This window comes from Calditrichia bacterium, assembly GCA_020634975.1.
GTDB lineage: Bacteria > Calditrichota > Calditrichia > RBG-13-44-9 > J075 > JACKAQ01.
In genome coordinates, this window is record JACKAQ010000001.1 from 1673439 (window position 1) to 1693905 (window position 20467).

12 protein-coding genes are annotated in these 20467 nt (G+C 51.9%); 7 read left to right on the forward strand and 5 right to left on the reverse strand.

The genetic code is table 11. The annotated features are described in order from the left end of the window. Positions 1-70: 70 nt before the first annotated feature. The 3 genes from aroA to ftcD all read right to left on the reverse strand — a co-directional run bounded on the left by aroA (position 71) and on the right by ftcD (position 3911). Positions 71-1321, reverse strand: coding sequence for a 3-phosphoshikimate 1-carboxyvinyltransferase (aroA, locus tag H6629_06775; GenBank protein ID MCB9067497.1), 1251 nt, complete (start codon positions 1319-1321; stop codon positions 71-73). Positions 1322-1450: 129 nt separating this feature from the next. Then, entirely contained in the window at positions 1451-2575 is a 1125-nt protein-coding gene (locus H6629_06780; protein ID MCB9067498.1) for a bifunctional 3-deoxy-7-phosphoheptulonate synthase/chorismate mutase type II, read from the reverse strand. A 325-nt stretch (positions 2576-2900) separates the two neighbouring features. After that, a complete protein-coding gene (gene ftcD, locus H6629_06785) occupies positions 2901-3911 on the reverse strand; it encodes a glutamate formimidoyltransferase (protein MCB9067499.1) in 1011 nt (336 codons plus the stop codon). Between the two features lie 338 nt (positions 3912-4249). Here ftcD and H6629_06790 point away from each other — a divergent pair, with 338 nt between their 5' ends. The 5 genes from H6629_06790 to H6629_06810 all read left to right on the forward strand — a co-directional run bounded on the left by H6629_06790 (position 4250) and on the right by H6629_06810 (position 11176). Then, on the forward strand, positions 4250-6601 hold the full coding sequence (locus tag H6629_06790; GenBank protein MCB9067500.1) for a VWA domain-containing protein: 2352 nt from the start codon (positions 4250-4252) through the stop codon (positions 6599-6601). A 15-nt stretch (positions 6602-6616) separates the two neighbouring features. After that, positions 6617-8656 carry a VWA domain-containing protein gene (locus H6629_06795; protein ID MCB9067501.1) on the forward strand — a complete coding sequence of 680 codons (2040 nt, stop codon included), beginning with the start codon at positions 6617-6619 and terminating at the stop codon, positions 8654-8656. 291 nt (positions 8657-8947) lie between these two features. Next, entirely contained in the window at positions 8948-9460 is a 513-nt protein-coding gene (locus H6629_06800) for a DinB family protein (protein ID MCB9067502.1), read from the forward strand. Between the two features lie 63 nt (positions 9461-9523). Then, positions 9524-10018: a nuclear transport factor 2 family protein gene (locus H6629_06805; GenBank protein MCB9067503.1), complete on the forward strand. Its 495-nt coding sequence runs from the start codon at positions 9524-9526 to the stop codon at positions 10016-10018. Positions 10019-10201: 183 nt separating this feature from the next. After that, positions 10202-11176, forward strand: coding sequence for an SDR family oxidoreductase (locus H6629_06810; GenBank protein ID MCB9067504.1), 975 nt, complete (start codon positions 10202-10204; stop codon positions 11174-11176). A 12-nt stretch (positions 11177-11188) separates the two neighbouring features. Here the strand turns inward: H6629_06810 and H6629_06815 are convergent, their stop codons facing one another. Beyond that, the gene (locus H6629_06815; protein MCB9067505.1) at positions 11189-13558 is read right to left on the reverse strand and encodes an ABC transporter permease; all 2370 of its coding nucleotides are present in this window, start codon (positions 13556-13558) and stop codon (positions 11189-11191) included. 167 nt (positions 13559-13725) lie between these two features. Further along, a complete protein-coding gene (locus H6629_06820; GenBank protein ID MCB9067506.1) occupies positions 13726-16110 on the reverse strand; it encodes an ABC transporter permease in 2385 nt (794 codons plus the stop codon). Between the two features lie 273 nt (positions 16111-16383). On the opposite strand from H6629_06820, the gene H6629_06825 reads away from it, so the two are divergent. Next, positions 16384-17322 carry a bile acid:sodium symporter family protein gene (locus H6629_06825; GenBank protein ID MCB9067507.1) on the forward strand — a complete coding sequence of 313 codons (939 nt, stop codon included), beginning with the start codon at positions 16384-16386 and terminating at the stop codon, positions 17320-17322. Between the two features lie 84 nt (positions 17323-17406). Beyond that, positions 17407-20400 (forward strand): choice-of-anchor D domain-containing protein, encoded by a 2994-nt coding sequence (locus H6629_06830; GenBank protein ID MCB9067508.1) that lies wholly within the window; start codon positions 17407-17409, stop codon positions 20398-20400. Positions 20401-20467: the final 67 nt, after the last annotated feature.

Sequence of the window (20467 nt, forward strand, 5' to 3'; positions counted from 1 at the left end):
TCCATTCCCTAAAATTTAAAACACACAAACAGAACCCTACGATATAAAAATTTCGTTTTAACCCCTGCGGTTAAACTTCTTCCCAAAGCTCAAGATGCGCCCAGAAATCCGGGTAGGATTTGGCGACGCACTGCGGTTCGTCGATGGTGATGCCGGGAATTTTGGTGCCCGCCAGCGCAAAGCTCATCGCGATGCGGTGATCGTTGAACGCCTGCAGCGCTGCCCCGTGATATTTTTTTTGCGGGAAAATTGTCAGCGTGCCGTCGGCGTAATCGCTTTTTCCGCCGAGCGCCGCCAGATTTTTTTGCACCGCAGCGATGCGGTCGCTTTCCTTAAATCGCAGATTTTCCACGCCGGTGAGTTTTACCGCATCCGGTGCAAACATGGCGATGATCGCCAACGTCGGCACCATGTCGGGAATATCCACGCAATCGACCGTAAAACCGCGTTCGATGCCGCCGGAAATTTCCACGCGATCGGGATAGAGCATCACCCGCGCGCCAATTTCTTCCGCAATTTCGAAAATGCGTTCATCGCCCTGCAGCGATGGCAGCATCACGTCTGTCAGCGATATTTTTGCCCCGTGAATCAACCCGAGCGCCACCCAATATCCGGCTGCGGAAAAATCTTTTTCCACCTGATAATTCCAGATATAATCCGGTTTCTGCGCTTTCACCCAAATAGCATTTTTGGAAAATTCAACCGGTAAGTTCAGCCGTTTCATCAACTTATACGTCATCGAAATATACGGCAGCGAGGGGATATTTTCCTGCAATTCGATGGTCAAATCATTTTCCATCCACAGTGCAGACATCATCATCGCGGTGATAATTTGCGAAGTCGGCAGATTGTCGAAATGAATTTTCCCGCCGGGCAATGTTGCCGGATGAACCGTTGCCGGGAGCGATCCGCCGCGATGATCAATGCGAATCCCCAGCTTTGCGCAGGCATCAAACACTTGCAAAAACGGGCGTTCGTGCAATCGATCCGTTCCGTAAAAACGAAACGGTTGATCGAGATGCGCCGCCAGCGGCACCAAAAATCGCGCTGATGAACCGGAATTTCCCAAAAACGCATCGGGTTTTGTTACTGTCCCGATGGGTGATTCAATTTCCAGAACATCGCCATTTTGCCGCGATTTCATGCCCATGTTTTGCAGCGCGGTTTGGGTAATTTCCAGATCTTCCGATGCCAGCAAATGTTTGATGCGAGTGGGGCCGCTGTTCATCGCGCCCAAAATGCAAATCCGGTGACTCACACTTTTGGAGGTCGGCAGCGCGACGATTTTTTCTGTGATTTTTGCAGTTTTTATGCGATACATTTTATAAAGGATAAAGGGTTAATGATTACGGATAAATTGTTGATCCCTGAGATCAGGGTCGAAAATGGTGAAAAAATCGATTAAACTATTGGCGAATGCCGTTCGCCCTTACCTACTCAACAACTCAAATTACGCTTTTCCGTTTTTCTTTTTATCACCATTCGGGTTCATCAATTTGGACTGGATGCGGATCGAATTTTCGTGCACTTTTTGGTAAATTTCTTTTACGAACGCATCTTCCATTCCCATTTGCCGGGCTTGTTCCAGCCGGTCTTCGATGAGGTGATGCCATCGTCCGACCTGCAAAATCGCCATGTTGTGATCTTTTTTATACTGCCCGATTTTTTCGGAAATTTGGTTGCGGCGATAGAGGATGTCCAACAATTGCTGATCGAGAATATCGATTTCCGAACGATATGCCACAAGAATTTCCTTCCCGTTGCCTTCGCCTTCTTCTTTGCGATACGTAAGGCTTTCGAGCAGATCTTTCAGCGAATCGGGCGTGACCTGCTGGGCGCTGTCGCTCCAGGCTTTTTCGGGATCGACATGGGTTTCGATCATCAATCCGTTCATCGCCATGTCCAGCGCTTTTTGGGACACTTCGCGAACCAGATCACGTTTGCCAGCGATGTGGCTGGGATCGCAAATCAACGGAATTTCCGGGGCAATGCGTTTCAACTCGATGGCGATATCCCATTTCGGCGCGTTGCGATAGGGCATTTTGCTGTAAACAGAAAATCCGCGATGAATCGCGCCAAGCCGTTTGATACCGGCGTTGCTCATCCGTTCCAATGCGCCGATCCACAGTTGCAAATCGGGATTCACCGGGTTTTTCACCCAAACGGGCACATCCACGCCGCTGAGCGCGTTGGCAATCTCCTGCACCGAAAACGGGTTGACGCTGGTTCGCGCGCCGATCCACAGCACATCCACTCCAAATTTGAGCGCTTCGTACACGTGATTGGTATTTGCCACTTCGCAGGCGGTCAGCAGTCCGGTTTCCTCTTTGGCGCGTTTGAGCCACTGCAGTGCCTGCACGCCATGTCCCTCAAAATCGCCGGGACGGGTGCGCGGTTTCCAAACGCCGGCACGAAAAATTTTCACACCCGGCACTTTGGCGACGGCGTGGGCGGTTGCCAGCACTTGTTCTTCGCTTTCGGCGCTGCACGGACCGGCGATGATCAACGGTTTATCGTTTTCGGGAACCCATTCGCTGCGGGTCAGTACTTCCAGACGGGGAGATTGCTTACTCATCTTTTGCTCCATTCGGTGATATTTATGTTGCTAAAATGCTAACGTCCAGATAACAAAAAAGGCTCCGATATTACCGGAGCCTTTGAGTTTTTTCATTTTTATTGATGTTCAGTCAATATTCACCCACGCTGGCTCCGGTGTTGAAACCAAAAATAAAAATAGCCAAAAAAGAAAAAGTGGGTGAAAAAAGTGTTCATCATTTCCATCGTTTTTTGATTCGTGTAGATTTTAACCCGAAAACAAATGAATGTCAAATATAAATTTGGTGAAAATAAAAAAAATCCGACCGGATTGCCCCAACGGCACGCGTTTTTTCTGTTGTGAATTACAACCACAAAATTTTACGCTGCGGATCGAACGGCGCGACTTCACCGAGATTCATTGCGGTAATCGCCGTTTCGATCAGCGTTTCCGTCGTAACAATTGTTGATTTGCCCTGCTTTTCGCGATAAAACTTGCCCGCCGATACAATCCATTCATCCGGCACCATGCCGATCACCTCGCACCCGGTGACCGTTGCGCCGTGCGCTGCCGCCAGTTCCCGCGCTTTTTCGAAAACGATGTGCGGCGGCGTTTCCCGGAAATTGGTGAAATTCATGGTGATCTGCGATTTTCCGTATGCAGCCACATACCAACCGAGCGCCCGCAAGTGCTTGAAAATTCCCGGCTTACGAATGTGTTCGCCGGATGCCGGATCGCGGACAAGCGCGCCGCTTTCCCGCAATTCCGCCGCAATTTTGGCGGCAACCGTTCTGTCCGGCGTATCCAAATTTATATTGAACGCAATCAGTAAATCCCGCGCACCGATGACCGTTGCGCCGCTTTTCGGGTTGAACATCGCCGGACCGAAATCCGGCTGCCAGCGCGGATCGGCCAGTTTTTGCGCCAGATTTTCATACTGTCCGGCGCGGATATTTGCCAGCAATCGCCGCTCCGGACGTGTCGCGGAAAACTCGTACAGAAACACGGGAATGCCCAATTCCTCGCCAACGCGTTTGCCGACAGCGCGGGAAATTGCCACGCAATCCGCCATCGTTGCGCCGCGCAACGGCACAAACGGGCACACATCCGCAGCGCCGATTCGCGGGTGAATGCCGTGCTGGTTGCGCATGTCGATGCGGTCCGCAGCGACAGCAATACCGCGAAACGCCGCTTCCGCAACCGCGTCCGGCGCACCGGTGAAGGTCATCACTGTGCGGTTGGCGTCCACGCCCGCTTCCGTCAGCAGTAACGAAATGCCCGGCACATCCGCTATCGCATCCGCAATTGCGGCAATCACAGATGCATCCCGCCCTTCGGAAAAATTGGGCACACATTCCACAAATTTTTCGCTCAAAAAACGCTCCGTTCCGGTTGATTTCTCTTCCCGAAAATGTAGGCAACCCGCCCGAGAAAGTAAATGCCGGATTGCCTATCGCGAAAAAAATCGCCAATTTACCATATCATTTTTACAGAAATCAGGCTTTTAATTGCAAATTCGAAATAAAATAGTATCAAAATAAACAATTAAAATATTGTATTGCGTAAGATGTTCGCATTTTGTAAAATTAAAAGCCCACTGAAAAGGTCGTTTCGGCTGAACTTTTCAGGTTTTTTTACACCCCAAATTGAATTTCAAAAAACTGAGATGATGCAGAATCTAATTAACGGATTCACACTTTTAGGAGGTTTCTAATGAACTTTTTCACGAAATTTTTCTGCTATTTGGCGCTGACGACCGCGCTAATTGCGCAGGACAAATCGGCGCTGGATCTCGATTTTCCGGATTCCCCGCCCGGCGGTTTGGCAAAAATCGCCAACAGCGATTACGGGAAACTGGAAAATGCGCAAACCGGCATTTCGCTGACCGCCGACGGGTATTTTACTTTCGGCATCACCGGCGGGGATGCGCAAGAGTGGATCGACGATGGCTGCCAGCTCACTTTCGGGCATCCGTACGCGCTCACCTCGTATCCGTTTTTCTCGCTGGATGGCGAGTTTCTGCATCCCGAAACATTTTTTTACGGCGAAACGCGATGGCTGAACATCGAAAGCGATTCGCTGTTGCGGCTGATTTCCACCGATTCCTCAAATGTCCGCATGACGTTTGATGTGGGAATGATCCCGTCGCAAAGCGCTGTTTATCTGTCACTTACGATCGAAAATCTTGATACGGTCTCGCACGATATCGGGCTGGGAATGATGCTCGATCCGGCGCTCGGCAAATGGGGCGACGGCGCGGCGAACATCGCCGGAAGCTGGTATGACGAGGAAACGACCATCCAGAGCGCGGGTATTTCCGGATTCGAGATTTGGGAACGGCGGCTCGCGCCGAAGGGCATCGGGCTGGCAGCGCAGTTCGGCAGCGACGCGCCCAACTCGCTGCAACTGGACAACTGGTTCGATTTTCACCAATCGCAGGGCATTGCGCTGGGCGGCATTTTTGATCTGGCGATCAAAATGAATTGGGACGCCGCGCCGCTCGCAGCGGGCGAATCGCGAACGGTGACACTGACATTCAAACTGCTGCAACCGGAATTTTCCGACGGTTTATTTTTGCGCAGCGATCTACCGCAATTTCTCTCCATCGAGAACAATCTCATTTTTCCGCGCACCGTAAAACCGCTGGTTCAGATTTACAACAACGGATCGCAAGTTGCTGAAAATGTTCGAGTTAGATTGACATCGCCGGTATTGGTGGATGCCTGGGACTCCGACACATTGTTGAGCATTCCCGCCGGTGAATCCGCGTTCGATCGCGCAACGGTGAAAGTGCCGGAAGTGTACGAAGATCGCGGGACAACCCTCATTTTGCAGGCGCTGGACGACGGGCAATCTATCGCAGAAATGCTGCGCCAACTGTATGTGCCGGCAGCGCCGCTTTCGGACAGCGGGCTGGTTGTCAGCATCGATTCGGTGATCACCGGTGAATTTCCGACCGTAAAATTGAATTTCCGCGCGGAGGAAGAAGCCACCGGACGGCTGCTGCTCGACTTACAGGAGGAGAACATTTTTCTGTATGAAGATCAGCAGCGCATCACGGATTTTGTCATTGGGAAGGACACCACCGGCGGCGTCAACGAAGCGGATATCGTTTTTGTGCTGGATGTAACCGGCAGCATGGGCGACGAAATCAACGGCGTAAAAAACAATATTACGGAATTTGCAGACAGTCTGAACGCTCGCGGAATTGACTTCCGGCTGGGTATGGTAACATTTTTGGATATCATCGAAAACGTGTATGATTTTACAACGGACGTGCCGCTGTTCCAGAGTTACGTTGCCGCGCAGTATGCCCACGGCGGCGGTGATAACAAAGAAAACTCGCTGGATGCGCTGTCGCGCGCGGCGCAGTTCGATTTTCGTCCGGCGGCGAACCGTGTGTTCATCTGGATCACCGACGCGGATTATCACGAAGCCAATAATATCACCCAATTGACCAAAGAGGAAGTGGTGACGGAAATGCTGGCAAAAGGCATTGTGGTGAACAACATCGGGAATCCGACATTTCAGGTGGATTGGTACGAGCCGATCACGATTCCCACCGGCGGGCTGTATTTCAATATTTACGGCAATTTCCGGGATATTTTGCTGGAACTTTCCCGGTTGCCCGGCACAAGTGTTTTCCAGATTTCGTATGAATCGGATGGCGCAGCAGGTGTGCCGCACGATGTGGAGTTGGAAATCCATTACGCCGGACTCGGCGGCAGCGCAATTGCGAACTTCACACCACCGACAGCGAATACCGAAGCCGCCGTACAGGCGACGGTCACCTGTTTCCCGAATCCGTTCAATCCGGTTGCGAACATCAATATTTTCAATCCGTTGCAAAAACGCGGCGAACTGACGATTTACAACGTGCTCGGTCAGCGTATTCGCACGGTGCGGTTTGGCGAGGGGCAATCGCAGTTCAAGTTTATCTGGAACGGCGAAAACGACCGCAACAATCCGGTGAGCAACGGCATCTATTTTCTATCCGTGAAACTGTTCGACGCCCGCAATCAGGCGGAGGCGCTCCCGGCTGTCAAACTCATCTATGCGAAATAAAAAAGCGAGGCAATCATGAAACGATATACATTTTTACTGATCATTTTCGGGATGATGTTGGGCAGTTCCGGCACGTTTGCGGACGGATTGTTACTGCCGAACGATAAAAATTATCCCACCGATTTTTTGAGAAATCGCGTAACAGAAATTACCGTAACCATCAATGGATTGGTGGCGGAAACCGTTGTTTATCAAGAATTTGTGAACGAGTGGACATCCGCGACGGATGCGGTGTACAGCTTCCCGCTGCCGCCGGATGCGCGCTCCACTATGCTGCTGTACACCCGCAACGATACCACGTTCAAAGCCATTTTGCGGGTGGAGCCGCAATCGCCGAATCCCGGAACCGGGGAAGGCGGATTGGCGGCGCTGGTGAACCAATACATCGGGCGAAACGGGCTGAAATTGCAGCTCAAAAATATTCAGCCGGGCGATATTCAGAAAGTGGAACTGCACTACATCAGCAAGCTGGATTACCACAAAGGCGAAAGCGTTTATCGCTATCCGCTCGATACGCAGGATTTTGTGCAGCACCCGATCGATCACCTGGAATTCAATGTAACGGTGAACAGCGCGCAAAATATCACCGGATTTGACCTGCCCACGCACCCGGGATTCACGGTGCTGGAAAATAACCCGAATCACCTGGCGTTGCGGATGCGCAAGCCGAACGCGTTTCTCGCGACCGATCTGGAATTCCGCTTTTCCGTAGCAAATGACGTGCTGGATGTCGATTTCTTTTCCGCCACAAACGACAGTCTGGACGGGCATTTCGGGCTGTTTGTGCGCCCGGAAAATCAGGCCGATTCGACAGACATTTTCGATAAAAAAATCGTATTTTTGCTCGGCAATTCCAGCCGGATGGCCGGTTTCAAACTTGAACAAAGCATTCAGGCCATTTCCCAATCGCTGGATTTGCTAACGCTTGCGGACAGCTTCAACGTGATATTGTTCAACAGCAGCACGGAGCGTTGGCAAAATACGCTGGTTCCGGCAACCGAAACGAACATCGCGGACGCGAAAACGTTTCTCGACGGTGTATCGCCGCAGTTTGGCTCGCGGCTGGATTTGGGGCTGTTTATCGCGCTGCAGCAGTTTGCCAACAGCAGCGCCAGCAACGCGATTCTGGCGTTCACCGACGGGCGTTCGCCGCTCGATCCGCTGCAAATTCAGCAGGACAACCCGCACGATGTGGGCATTTTTGCCATCGGCATCGGCGATGATGTGGATCGCGAACGGCTGGAAATGACCGCCGCGCTCAATAACGGCTTCGTCACCTATTTCGATGAAAACGACAATTTGCGCAGCGGCATGTTCCGCGTGTTCGAAAAAATCAGCCAGCCGATTTTGAAAAATGTATTGCTAAATTTCAACAAAACAGATGTTTACAGCGTCATTCCGCAACAATATCCGACCACTTTCGCAGGGGCGTATTTTTTTGTGGCTGGCAGATACGTAACGCCGGAAAATACCCAGCTCATCCTCAGCGGCGATGGCGTGAACGGCACCACCGCAGTGGACTGGCAGATCGAATTTCGCGACGATCCGCTGAGCCAGCGCTTCACCGAAAAGCTGTGGGCAAAGGAAATGATCGACGCTATCGAACGGCAAATTGCGGTTTACGGCGATACGCCGGCACTGAAAGACAGCGTGATTGCGCTCAGTTTGCGCTACGAGATTCGCTGCCGATACACATCCTATTGGGCGGATTACGAAACCAGCGTTACGGGAATCGTTACCGGCGAACCGGATGCAACGCGCATCGAAACGGCGTTTTTGCAGGATAACTACCCGAATCCGTTTAACCCCACAACCACGATGCGGCTGTTCGTTGATGCCGCGAGCGCGAACAGCATCAAGTTCATCAAAATTTACAACATGCTCGGGCAACTGGTTGTCGTGATCGATATTTCAACATTGGGCGCCGGCTGGCACGAAGTGCGATTCAACGGGCAGGATGCCTTCGGCAATCCGTTGCCGAGCGGCATTTATTTTGTGCAACTGCAAGTTGACGGCAATGTGACAAACACGCTCCGGATTCATCTCGTCAAATAGTTTTTTTGCGTCGCCGCGGCTAATCTGTCGCGGCGACGTGTTTTTTTGACGGCAATTTCGCCGCTCACCAAACATTTTTCCCTAAAAATTCGTATTTTCCACGAAACAGGCAGTGCTGTAAATTATGGCTTACGTGATGCTTTTGTGGTCAATCCCGAGTGTTTTTATCGGGAATCCATAAACAGCAATTTTCCAATTTACCGTTGCAAATAGTGGATTCCCGCTTAAAACGTGCGGGAATGACAATAAAAATTAAAGCTCAACAGCCTTGCCAGAAACGGGAAAATCACCGTGAATTTACCATTCATCATCGAACGCCTTTCGGCGAATGCGGCTGTTTTTGCCGCACAGTGCAGCAGCATCGACGATGCGCAGGCGCACTGGCAACCTGCTCCCGGCAAGTGGTCGATTGTCGAAGTGATCAATCATTTGTATGACGAGGAGCGCGACGATTTCCGGGCGCGAACGCGATTTATTCTCGAACAATCGCCGGGAAAAATGCCAAACATCGCGCCGCAGCAGTGGGTGATTGAACGGAATTACAACGCGCGCGATCTGGACGAATCGCTGAACCGTTTTTTAATGGAACGACAAAAATCGATTGAATGGCTGAGCGATTTAAAAAATCCTGATTGGCAGCTCAGCGTTGAACATCCGGCACTCGGGAAAATGACTGCGGAAATGGTGCTTGCCAATTGGCTGGCGCATGATTATTTGCATATCCGGCAGCTCAATCGATTGCAGCGGGAATATTTTTCGGCGCAGTTTTCGGGTGTCAGTCTGGCTTATGCGGGGGACTGGTGATTTTCACAAGGATAAAGGATAAAGGGAAAAGGGAAAAGGATAAAAAACAATGTGAGGTGTGGAATGTTTAAATATTTGTTTGTTTTGATGATAGCTGCGTTGCTTTTTGGCTGCGCGGATGATTACGAACCGGCGAATCCGGCACCGATGTCCGTCAACGGCGAAAAGGCAGCTGCGGAGTTGCTGCAGGCGGATCGCGATTTTGCGGCGGCATCACGCGCGACAAACGCTGCGGAGGCGTTCAACCAATTTCTCGCGACAGATGCCATCGGGTTGCCGTCGGGCAATTTCCCGGTATTCGGTCGCGACAGCATTTACGCATCCATGAAAGATGATGCGGACAGCTACGTGCTCGACTGGCAGCCGCAACACGCGGAAGTTGCCAATTCCGGCGAACTCGGCTGGACCTGGGGCACTTACACCCTCACCGTCGAAACGGGAAATGAAACGCAAATTCGCTACGGGAAATACCTCAACATCTGGAAAAAAATCGATGGCAACTGGCGCGTTGCGGTGGATATCGGCAACAGCAATCCCAAACCGCTCGATACGAACTGATTTTTTGCCACAGAGACACAGAGGCACACAGAGATTCTTTAAAGAAATATAAAAAAACGGTTTGAGAAAAAAAGTTCATCATCATCAAAGACAGGCATTAATTAAAGAAAAAGATACTGTAATATTTCTCTGTGATTCTCCGTGTCTCTGTGGCAAATCCGTTAACCAAAAGCAGGGAAAATCATGAAAATATTGTTTATCGGCGGGACGGGCGTGATCAGTTCGGCGTGCGCCGAATGGTGTGTTGCGAACGGGCACGAGTTGGTGTTGCTCCATCGCGGAAAATCGTTTCGGGCGGTGCCGGAGGGTGCAAAATCGCTGATCGCAGACATCAATCAACCGGACGCGGTTGCGGACAAATTGGGCAATCACACATTTGATGTGATCGTCGATTGGATCGCATTCGCCCCGGCAGATGTTGATCGCGACATCCGGCTGTTCCGCGACCGGACGGCGCAATACGTGTTTATCAGCAGCGCGTCCGCCTATCAAAAACCGCTGAAACAATTGCCGATCACCGAAGAAACGCCGCTGGAAAATCCATTTTGGGAATATTCACAAAAGAAAATTGCCTGCGAGAAACGGCTCTTTCGCGAGCACCGCGAAACCGGATTTCCGGTGACGATTGTGCGACCATCGCACACGTATGACCGGACGATGATCCCTTTGCGCGGCGGCGGCACCGCGTTGCAGCGGTTGCTTTCGGGGATACCGGTGATTGTTCAGGGCGACGGCACATCGCTATGGACGTTGACGCATCATCGCGATTTTGCGAAAGGCTTTGGCGGTGTTTTGGGCGAAAACAGCGCAATCGGCGAAGCGTTTCACATCACTTCCGATGAATGGCTGACCTGGGATCGCATCACCGAATTGATGGCCGAAGCGGCGGGCGTGACGCCAAAATTATTGCACGTTCCGTCGCATATTCTGGAGCGGGAAATTCCGGAATGGCAGGGCAGTTTGCTCGGCGACAAAGCACACAGCGCCATTTTTGACAACAGCAAAATCAAACGACTGGCACCGGATTTTTCCGCGGATATTCCCTTCAGCGAAGGTGCGAAAGAAATCGTCGAGTGGCACACGGCTAATCCGGCGCGGCTAACTGTCGATCCGCAACTCGATCAAAAAATGGATGAACTGGTTGCCCGGTTTTCGTGATTAAACGTAGTTCTATTCATCCCGCAACGTCGTCGCCGGGGAAATGCGCGCCAGTTTGTAGGTTTGGCTGCTGATCGCGATGAATGCGGTCAGGAAAACCAGCGCGTTTGCCAAAATATACGGCGCGATCCCCAATTCCATCGTTCCCGTAAATTCTTTCACCTCGCTGAGCAGCAACTGAATTCCCGAAAAACAGACGGTCGTTGCCACAATGCTCGCAATTGCTAAAATGAACAAAAACATACGGTTGGAAAGAAAAACAATATCTTTCACCGATGCGCCCAACACCTTGCGAATGCTCACCTCTTTCAAATGACTGGCATAGTTTTGCGATGCCAGACCGAACAATCCCAGACACGCGATGACCAACGCCAAACCGGCAATGTAGCGAAACGAACTCGCCGCACGGTCAAAATTTTCATAAAAATTTTCGAACACCAGTTTTTGATGGAAATAGCTGAACGGGATTTCCGGATAAAGCCCCTGCCAGGCGGATTTCATGAATTGCTCAACCCGGGTGCCCGCGCCGGATTCGTAACGAATCACGAGATAAGCCAGCTTTGCGGCATCTGCGGAATAAAACACCACCGGACGGGTTGCCGCAGAACCGAGAATTTTAAAATCATCCACCACGCCGATGACCGTGTAGGTTTTGTCATCCGCACGGAATTGTTGTCCGAGTGGCGCTGTCCAGTCGCGTGCTTCGGCAAACGTTTGGTTGATCACCACCGCATCGGCATCTTCAAATTGGCGATCTTCATCAAAAAAGCGCCCGCTCGACAGCCGCAATCCCATCGTTTCGAAATAACCGGCGCTGACATCAAAACGTACCACCTCGAATTTCGTTTCATCGAAAAAGACATTATCCCGGTTTAGCGATTCGCCAATCTGATTCATCGCTCCGGCAGTGCGCAAAACATACGGGTTTCGCTCCGCTTCTGTTTTCAGAAACGGGTAATTTTCCGGCTGATCGAGCCGCACCACCAGCGTCTGCTCCGGTCGATAACCCCACGGCAAATTTTCCCAATAATCGCTCGCAAACACCAGCACCACACCGATGATCACGGTGCAAAACGCCAACACAAACTGGATCGTCAAAAAAATGCGGGTGAGCAAACTCTTGCGTTTAAACAACGATTGTCCGCGAAAAATGGAAACCGGCTGCAGCGAACTGAGGTAAAACGCCGGATACGCGCCGGATGCAACGCCGGTAAGCGCCAGCAATCCGGTCAGGAAATACCACAGCCAGGGATCATCGACAAACGAAAGGGATATTTTGGTAACCATTCTCGCGTTTAACATCGGTGCAAAAACGCCTTCGGTGAGCGCCAGCCCGGCGATGAGCGCCAGCAGGCAGAGCAGCAGATTTTCGGACATAAACTGGGCGATGAGCTGGATTTTTTTTCCGCCCATCACTTTGCGAACGCCGATTTCCTTCAATCGTTTGCCCGCCAAACCCAGCGAAATATTGATGTAATTGAAGCAGGAAAGCGCCATCATCAGCAGCGCAATGAGTGAAAACATGACTGTCAGCAACGGGTGCGATGCCTCGAACGGGCGGCGATACACCTGATATGCTTCATCATTCGGGTGGCGCAGATTGTCAAAAACGAACGATTGGATCTGCACATCGTCATTCACCGCGTTGTGCAGCGAAACGAATTTTCCCATATTTTTCGCCAAAATTTGAACATCTTCCGGTTGACGCAGCTGAACAAATGTGCCTCTGGCCGGTTGTGTCCAATCGGTTTGGGCGTCCGGGCGAATGGATGCCAGCGTGTTGAATCCGGTGAGAATATCAAATCCAAAGCCGATATTTTCCGGAAATTTTTCCGCCACACCTTTCACCGTGAAGATTCTTTTATGCTGATTATCGATGACGACAATGATATTTTTACCCATTGGATTTTCATCATTAAAATATTTTTCCGCGAAATTTGCGCTCAAAATGACGGCATTCGGCTCGTTGAGCACCTGCGGATCGCCCATTTTTAGCGGAAAAGTGAACATGTCGAAAAATCCGGGATCGGCGAAATACACCAGCTCGTTGAACACGCGATCGTCCAAATACACTTTTCCGCCCATCAGTTCTGTGCGCACGGCGCGCTCGATTTGCGGAAATTCATCCGCGAGCGCCGGACCGAGCGGCATTGGCGATGAGCCCCAGATTTGCTCCTGTCCGTCGTTGTCAACCGCGTATTCGACGATGAAAATCCGTTCGCCGTTTTCGTGAAAATCATCCATCGTCCAGTTGTTTTTCAGGAATAAAAACACCGTGATGCAACAGCCAACGGCAATCGACAGCCCAAAAATATTGATCAGAAACACCATTTTATTGGACAGCAGATTGCGATACGCCAGTTTGAAATAATTGGAAAGCATGGGTTGTTCTCTCTGTTTTTGAGCAAAAAAAGTAAATTATTTATGACTATCAGGGAGATTCCTGCCTTCGCAGGAATGACAAACGATACTTTGGCTGTCACCCCTGCGAAGGCAGAGGTCTCCGGGGGATTTACTTAACTGTTTTGTTCATTATGTCGTTTTCGCTTCTACTCGTAACGCAATGATTTTACTGGATTTGCCAGCGCTGCTTTGATCGCCTGAAAAATCACTGTTGCCAGTGCAACGAACAACGCCAGTCCGATTGCGAGGGCATAAATCCACCACTCCATCGTGATGTGATAGGCGAAATTTTCCAGCCAGCGGCGCATCGCAAACCACGCCAACGGCGCGGCAATCAAGCCGGCGATGCTCACCAGCAGCAAAAATTCCTGAGACAGCATCTGAATCAGGTTCGGGACGGTTGCGCCGAGCACTTTGCGAATCCCGATTTCCCGGGTGCGCTCATCCGCCGCGAACGAAGCCAGCGCGTAAATGCCTAAACATGCGATGAAAATTGCAATAATCGTGAATACGGAAAACAGTCGCGATTCCTGCTGCTCCTGCCGGTAAAGCCGGAAAAACGAATCGTCCAAAAAAGTATAGTTAAACGGATATTCCGGTGATATCGCATTCCACTGCTTTTCCATCGCGGCGATGGCTTCGCGGGCATTGTCTGCGTCAATTTTTACGGCGATCGTGCCCGCCCAGCCGCGATCCCGACAGCTCACAATCAGCGGTTCAATCGGCGTTTTCAGCGATGCAAAATGATAATCTTTCAGCACGCCAACCACTTCGCGATAGCTGCTGTCCGTGTACACATTTTTAAATCGTTTGCCGACCGCTTCTTCATTGCTCCAGCCCAGTTTGCGGACGGCAGTTTCGTTCAGCAAAACGGATTGCTGCCCGTCTGCGCCAAACGATTCCGAAAAATCGCGACCGGCGACAATCGGAATATCGAGCGTTTTGGCGTAATCGACATCGGAAAAAACGGTGCGCAACCGCGGTTTTTCGTCGAGTCCGGTCACCTCGTGAGACATCGTATCGTGAAAACCGCCCGGTTCGCCGGACATCAGCGAAACAGCGCGAACACCCGGTTCGCTGCGCAATCGATCCTTAAATTGGAACCGGTTCTGGCGAATCTCGCTGTTGTCCAGCCGCACCAGCACCACCTGCTTATCGTTGAAACCGAGATTTTTGTTACGCAGAAAATCGAGCTGTCGCCCGACCAGCAGCGTCGCGATAATCAGCACAACGGATATCGCGAACTGGAAAACCACCAGCCCTTTTCGCAGAAAAATAGTGTGCGCCAGTCGCGGCGAACGCCCTTTGAGCACCCGCACCGGACGAAACGACGAGAGCATCAACGCGGGATAGCTGCCCGCCGCCAGCGTGACGATCAGCAACACGGCGCCGAGCAATAGCTGCATGTGCGGATCTGCCAACGGCAATTGCAAATCCAGCGCAAATTCAGTGTTGAACACGGGCAGCAGCAGTTCCACGGCGGCAATGGCAATCACCATCGCCAGCAACGCGACCAGAAAAGATTCGGTGAGGAACTGGACAATCAGCGTGCCCGGATTGGCGCCGAGCGTTTTGCGAACGCCGATTTCCCGGGCGCGACGCCCCGCCCGTGCGGTCGATAAATTCATGTAATTGATGCATGCTATCATCAAAATAAACAAAGCGATAGCCGCGAAAATCATCACCGCGCCGCGATCGCCATGAAGCACGGAATCGTAGCGCACATCATTTTGAAAATAAACTTCCGACAGCGGTTGCAGCGTCACATCGATGCGGCTGCCGAAATTCGCAAAATCATCGCCCAAATATTTATCGATAAATGCGCCCAACTGCGCCTCAACTTGCGCTGCCGCTGTCGGCGTGGCGATTTGCACATATGTATACAAATTATTATTCCACCAGTTGGAATACCAGTCTGCATCCGCGAACATCGCCAGCGATGCAACCATATCAAAATTGAGGTGCGAGCGCAAATTGTTTGGCGCGGTCACGCCGGTTACGGTGAAATCGTATTGATTATCCACCCGCAGCGTTTTCCCGACCGGATCGGCATCGCCGAAATATTTTTTGGCGATTTCCGGCGAAATGACCACCGAATTTGGCGTGCTGAGCACGGTTGCCGGATCGCCTTTTGCCAGCGGAAAGCTGAAAAATTCAAAAAAATTGGCGTCAGCCAGAAATAAATTTTCTTCGCGGAAAGAGTGATTTTGGTAGGTCACCTGCCCGTCACTGGTCATCACCCGCACCGCAGATGTCACGCTCGACGGAAAATCGGTTTCCAGCGCGGTGGCATACGGCGGCGACGTAACGCCGATCAGATATTTCTCGCCATTGATATTGCCGATGCGCAACACCCGGTAAATCTGGTCCCCGTGGACATGAAATTTATCGTAACTCAGCTCCGCGGAAACAAACAAATAAATGACGAGAGCAATCGCCAGCCCGACCGAAAGCCCCAAAATATTCACCAGCGAAAACAGCCGGTTTTTCCAGAGCGTCCGCGCAGCGGTGATGATGTAATTACGAAACATGGTTGCCTCCAACATGTTTGGCAAATTTGATAGATTAAAATCAAAAGCTGTGCCAATGTTGTTTTTTATGGATTTAGCATCATTTTTGATAGAGAGATGCGTTAAAAACTGTTCATCGAAACACACTACCTGTTCGCAAATGAACACCCGGACATTGCAAATTTGACGAAAACCGTTCAGTTGCGTATCTTCTGTTTGCCCGAATCAAACCAGCCGGGAGCGGTCTCCAAAGGAGCAAGCGCGACCGTTCCGAAAAAATTGAGAAAACGATCCATGCTAACCACTGTCACCAAATTATTCCCGCTCTGGGCGATCCTGTTTTCGATCACCGGATTTTTGTCTCCGGATTATTTCAGCGGGATGAAATTCCTGATCGTCCCGTTTTTGATGCTGATAATGCTGTGCATGGGCGTAACGCTCACGATTGCAGATTTTAAGCGCGCTGCCAAACGTCCCGGCGTTGTTGCGCTGGGCGTCGCGATGCAATATGTCCTGATGCCGGCGGTGGCCTGGCTGATTTCCCGGTTGTTCGGTTTTTCGCCGGAGCTGACCGTGGGGATGGTGCTGGTCGGGAGCGTTTCCGGCGGTACGGCGTCCAACGTCATCTGCTATCTGGCGCGGGCGGATGTGGCGCTGTCCATCACCATGACCTTCGTTTCCACGCTGCTGGCGGTGCTCGCGACGCCGCTGCTCACCTGGCTGTATGTCGGGCAAACCGTGCCCGTTCCGGTTGCAGATATGCTGCTGAGCGTTGCCAAAATTGTGCTGCTGCCGCTGGCTGCGGGACTGCTGCTCAACCATTTTTTTGGCAGACAGATTGCCGCGCTCGAACAGGTGTTCCCGTTTCTGGCGATGCTGGCAATCGTGTTTATCATTGGCGTGATTGTCGCGTTGAACCAGCCGAAAATCGCCGAAACCGGTGCGTCAGTCGCGCTCGCGGTGATGTTGCACAACCTCACCGGCATGGCTTGCGGTTATTTTCTTTCCCGCCGATTTGTGGACGATGAGCAGATCGCCCGGACAGTCGCCATCGAAGTGGGGATGCAAAATTCCGGGTTGGCAGTTGCGCTGGCGATCCAGTATTTTTCCGCCGCAGCCGCGCTGCCGGGCGCACTGTTCAGCATCTGGCACAATATTTCCGGTTCGCTGCTGGCCGGGTTCTGGTCGGGTAAATCGCCGAAAAAAAGCAGCCGCAGCAACCAACAGGGTTGATTTTTTGGGAATCCCTTCGTAACCTGTTTTAACACAGAAATCCAAAACGAACAAAATTTTTTATCTCAAACGGGGAGAAAATTCATGCAAAATCCGCGAATGATTTTCCGTTGCATGACCATTTTGATTTTCTTTTGGGCTAACCTGTTGTTTTCCCAAACGTTACTAAATGTTTACGAATTGCCGGGCGAAGCGTATTTCAACTCGGCATACGGGCTGACCTCCGACAGTTCGTCCATCTGGTTGTCCAGCGGCAGCACCAGCGCGGGCAACGCCGGCCAGTTGACCCGATTTGATTTGAACGGCAACCAGACCGGCACCATCCCAACAACGCTCGGCTCGTCGCAGGGATTGACGTGGACGGGCACACATTTCTGGTATTTCCGGCGCGCCACCACCGCGACATCCGCGTTCGTGAAACTGCTGCCGGACGGCACGCCGGTGGACACGATTCTCACCGGCACCAATTACGTCAGCGGGCTGTGCTGGGATGGCGACGGGCTGTGGTATTCGCTGTATTATCCCAACGAGGACGCCGCGCTGTATAAAATGGATGTGACCACCCAAACGATTGTCGATACCATTCAAACGCTCGGTGATCAGCCGCAGGGCATCGCGTTCGACGGACAGTTTTTTTATTACGCAATGGACAACAACGACGGCGACGCCGAGAACATCTACATTTATGATCCCGCCAAATCCGATACGGTCGGGCTGATCCCAATTGCCGACCCGATTTCCACCAGTCCTCGCGGGCTGGCGTGGGACGGCAATCATCTGTGGCTGGTGGCCGATCCTGTGGGAACGGCGCAGCGGGCGCTGTTCGAATTCGAGATTTCCGGCGGCGGCGCGGGCAATATCGACCTGCTGACATCGCTGCTCAATTTCGGGCTGACGGAGGTTGCCACGGTCGATTCAGTCGCGCTGAATATTTTGAACATCGGCAACGGCACGCTCACCGTCGACAATATTTCTTTCGATAACCCATTGTTTTTTATTGAAAACGACTTGCTGCCGATCAACATTCCGGCAAGCGGAAACCAGACAGTTTGGGTTTATTTTTCGCCGGACACTGCGGGCAACCAATCCGGCACGATGAGCATTTTCAGCAACGATCCGGCGGAACCGGAAGCGCAACTGAGCCTCACCGCACGCGGGATGTTCAGCAATCCGACCATCGGTTTGATCGCGGATTCGCACGATTTCGGGAACATCTGGGTCGGGCAGGAAGGCATCGTCGAATGGGAATTGCAGGTGGTCAACGAAGGCATTTCAACGCTGAATATCGAGGGGTTCAGCAACAACGATCCGGCATTTTATCTCGAACCGACGCCGACGATCTGGATTATTTCGCCCGGTGATACGTTTGATGTGACGGTGTTTTTCTCGCCAAGCGAAGGTCAGGTTTATCTGGATACACTCACGCTGTCCAGTTTTGATGTGACTGTGGCATCGCAAAAAATTGCGTTGCGCGGCACGGGCGTCAGCGGTCCGTTCAATGGCGGCTATCAATATTTTGAATATCAGGTGCCCGATCATCCCGCGACCAGTTTTAACGAATATCGCCCGCTGGCGCTGAAAACCATTGCCGATCTCACCGGCGACGGCATTCGGGAAATCGTGCTCTGCACCCGTAATTACTGGACGATCTGTCTCGATGGTGCAAGCGCCGATAAAGGCATCGAGCTGTGGCGGTTTTCCAGCTACATTTCCAATTCCAGTGCGGGCGCCATCGGCAATACGAATGATTTGCCACCGCAACAGCGCGCACTGGCGATCGCGAACGATCTCAACGGCGACGGATTTGAGGATGTGGTCATCGGCACCGGCGGCGGAAACGAGCGTGTTTATGCGCTGGACGGGCAAACCGGTGAAATTATTTGGGATTTCGGCACCGACGACCCCAACCAGTTTGGATTGGGCGACATCACCGGCGTTGTGGCTGTTGACGATTTCAACGGCGATGGCGTAAACGATATTTTGGCAACTGGCAGCGCCACGGACAACGGACTCGGCGGACGCCGGACAGTTTACCTTTTCGACGGGACAAACGGGCAAATTTTGTGGTCGCGGTTTGTCGGCAGCTTTTTGCGGATGGGCGCCGCCATCGGTGACGTAAACGGCAACGGCAGCTACGATGTGGTGGTTGCCACCGGCGCCGGTACCCAAAATACATACGCGATTATTGCGTACGATCCGGTTTCCGGCGCATCGCTGTGGAATTTTCCGATTGGTGAACCAGCTGGCGGCGGGCGGGAAGTGATCCGTTACGACGTGCCCGGCGAAACCGCGGATGTGATCGCAGGTGCATATTTTTCAACGGTTTACCGCATCGATAGCGAAACAGGAAATATGGTTTGGCAATTTTCCGGCGGCTTTTCGGCGGTGAACCAGATCCGCATCATCGAGGATCTCGATGACGACGGGCTGGACGATTTGCTGATTTCCACCTTCAGCAGCAATTTTTACTGCGTGAGCGGCGCAGATGGCAGCATCATTTGGCAAACGCTGCTCGGCGATTTCAGTTGGAGCGGACACGCCATTCGCGATCTCACCGGCGATGGCATTCAGGATGTGCTCGTTGCCAATCGCAACGATAATTTATACATGCTCAACGGCACAGACGGCACTATTTTCGATTCGTTTGATATGAAAAGCGATTTTCTGCAGGGCGCAACGCTGGTTTTTCCGCACGAAGATTTGGATGGCAACGGCTCCGTCGATATCCTCGGCGCAGCGGATGACGGGCGATTGGTGGCGATTTCCGGCGGCACTTCTGCACTCGCGATCGACGATTCGCCAACGGCAATGCCGAGCGATTACGCGCTGTCGCAGAATTACCCGAATCCATTCAACCCCGGAACGGCGTTTTCCGTTTCGCTGCCGGAGCGGGCGGACGTTCAGATAACGGTGTTCAACATGCTCGGGCAAAACGTTGCGGAGCTGTTCAACGGCAAGCTTGCCGCCGGACAGCACGAATTTGCGTTCGACGCAAACCAGTTGCCGAGCGGCGTTTATTTCTATCGCGTTAGCGCAAACCAGTTTGTGCAAACCCGGAAAATGCTGCTGGTTCGCTAACCGGAGACAATTGAGTTGGATTTCCACAATTGTCCATTTATATTACATGTAGTAAATATTACAAATG

Coding starts and splice junctions, on each gene's coding strand:
- aroA (MCB9067497.1), bottom strand. CDS start 1,321: ATGTATCGCATAAAAACTGCAAAAATCACAGAAAAAATCGTCGCGCTG.
- H6629_06780 (MCB9067498.1), bottom strand. CDS start 2,575: ATGAGTAAGCAATCTCCCCGTCTGGAAGTACTGACCCGCAGCGAATGG.
- H6629_06790 (MCB9067500.1), top strand. CDS start 4,250: ATGAACTTTTTCACGAAATTTTTCTGCTATTTGGCGCTGACGACCGCG.
- H6629_06795 (MCB9067501.1), top strand. CDS start 6,617: ATGAAACGATATACATTTTTACTGATCATTTTCGGGATGATGTTGGGC.
- H6629_06805 (MCB9067503.1), top strand. CDS start 9,524: ATGTTTAAATATTTGTTTGTTTTGATGATAGCTGCGTTGCTTTTTGGC.
- H6629_06810 (MCB9067504.1), top strand. CDS start 10,202: ATGAAAATATTGTTTATCGGCGGGACGGGCGTGATCAGTTCGGCGTGC.
- H6629_06815 (MCB9067505.1), bottom strand. CDS start 13,558: ATGCTTTCCAATTATTTCAAACTGGCGTATCGCAATCTGCTGTCCAAT.
- H6629_06820 (MCB9067506.1), bottom strand. CDS start 16,110: ATGTTTCGTAATTACATCATCACCGCTGCGCGGACGCTCTGGAAAAAC.
- H6629_06825 (MCB9067507.1), top strand. CDS start 16,384: ATGCTAACCACTGTCACCAAATTATTCCCGCTCTGGGCGATCCTGTTT.
- H6629_06830 (MCB9067508.1), top strand. CDS start 17,407: ATGCAAAATCCGCGAATGATTTTCCGTTGCATGACCATTTTGATTTTC.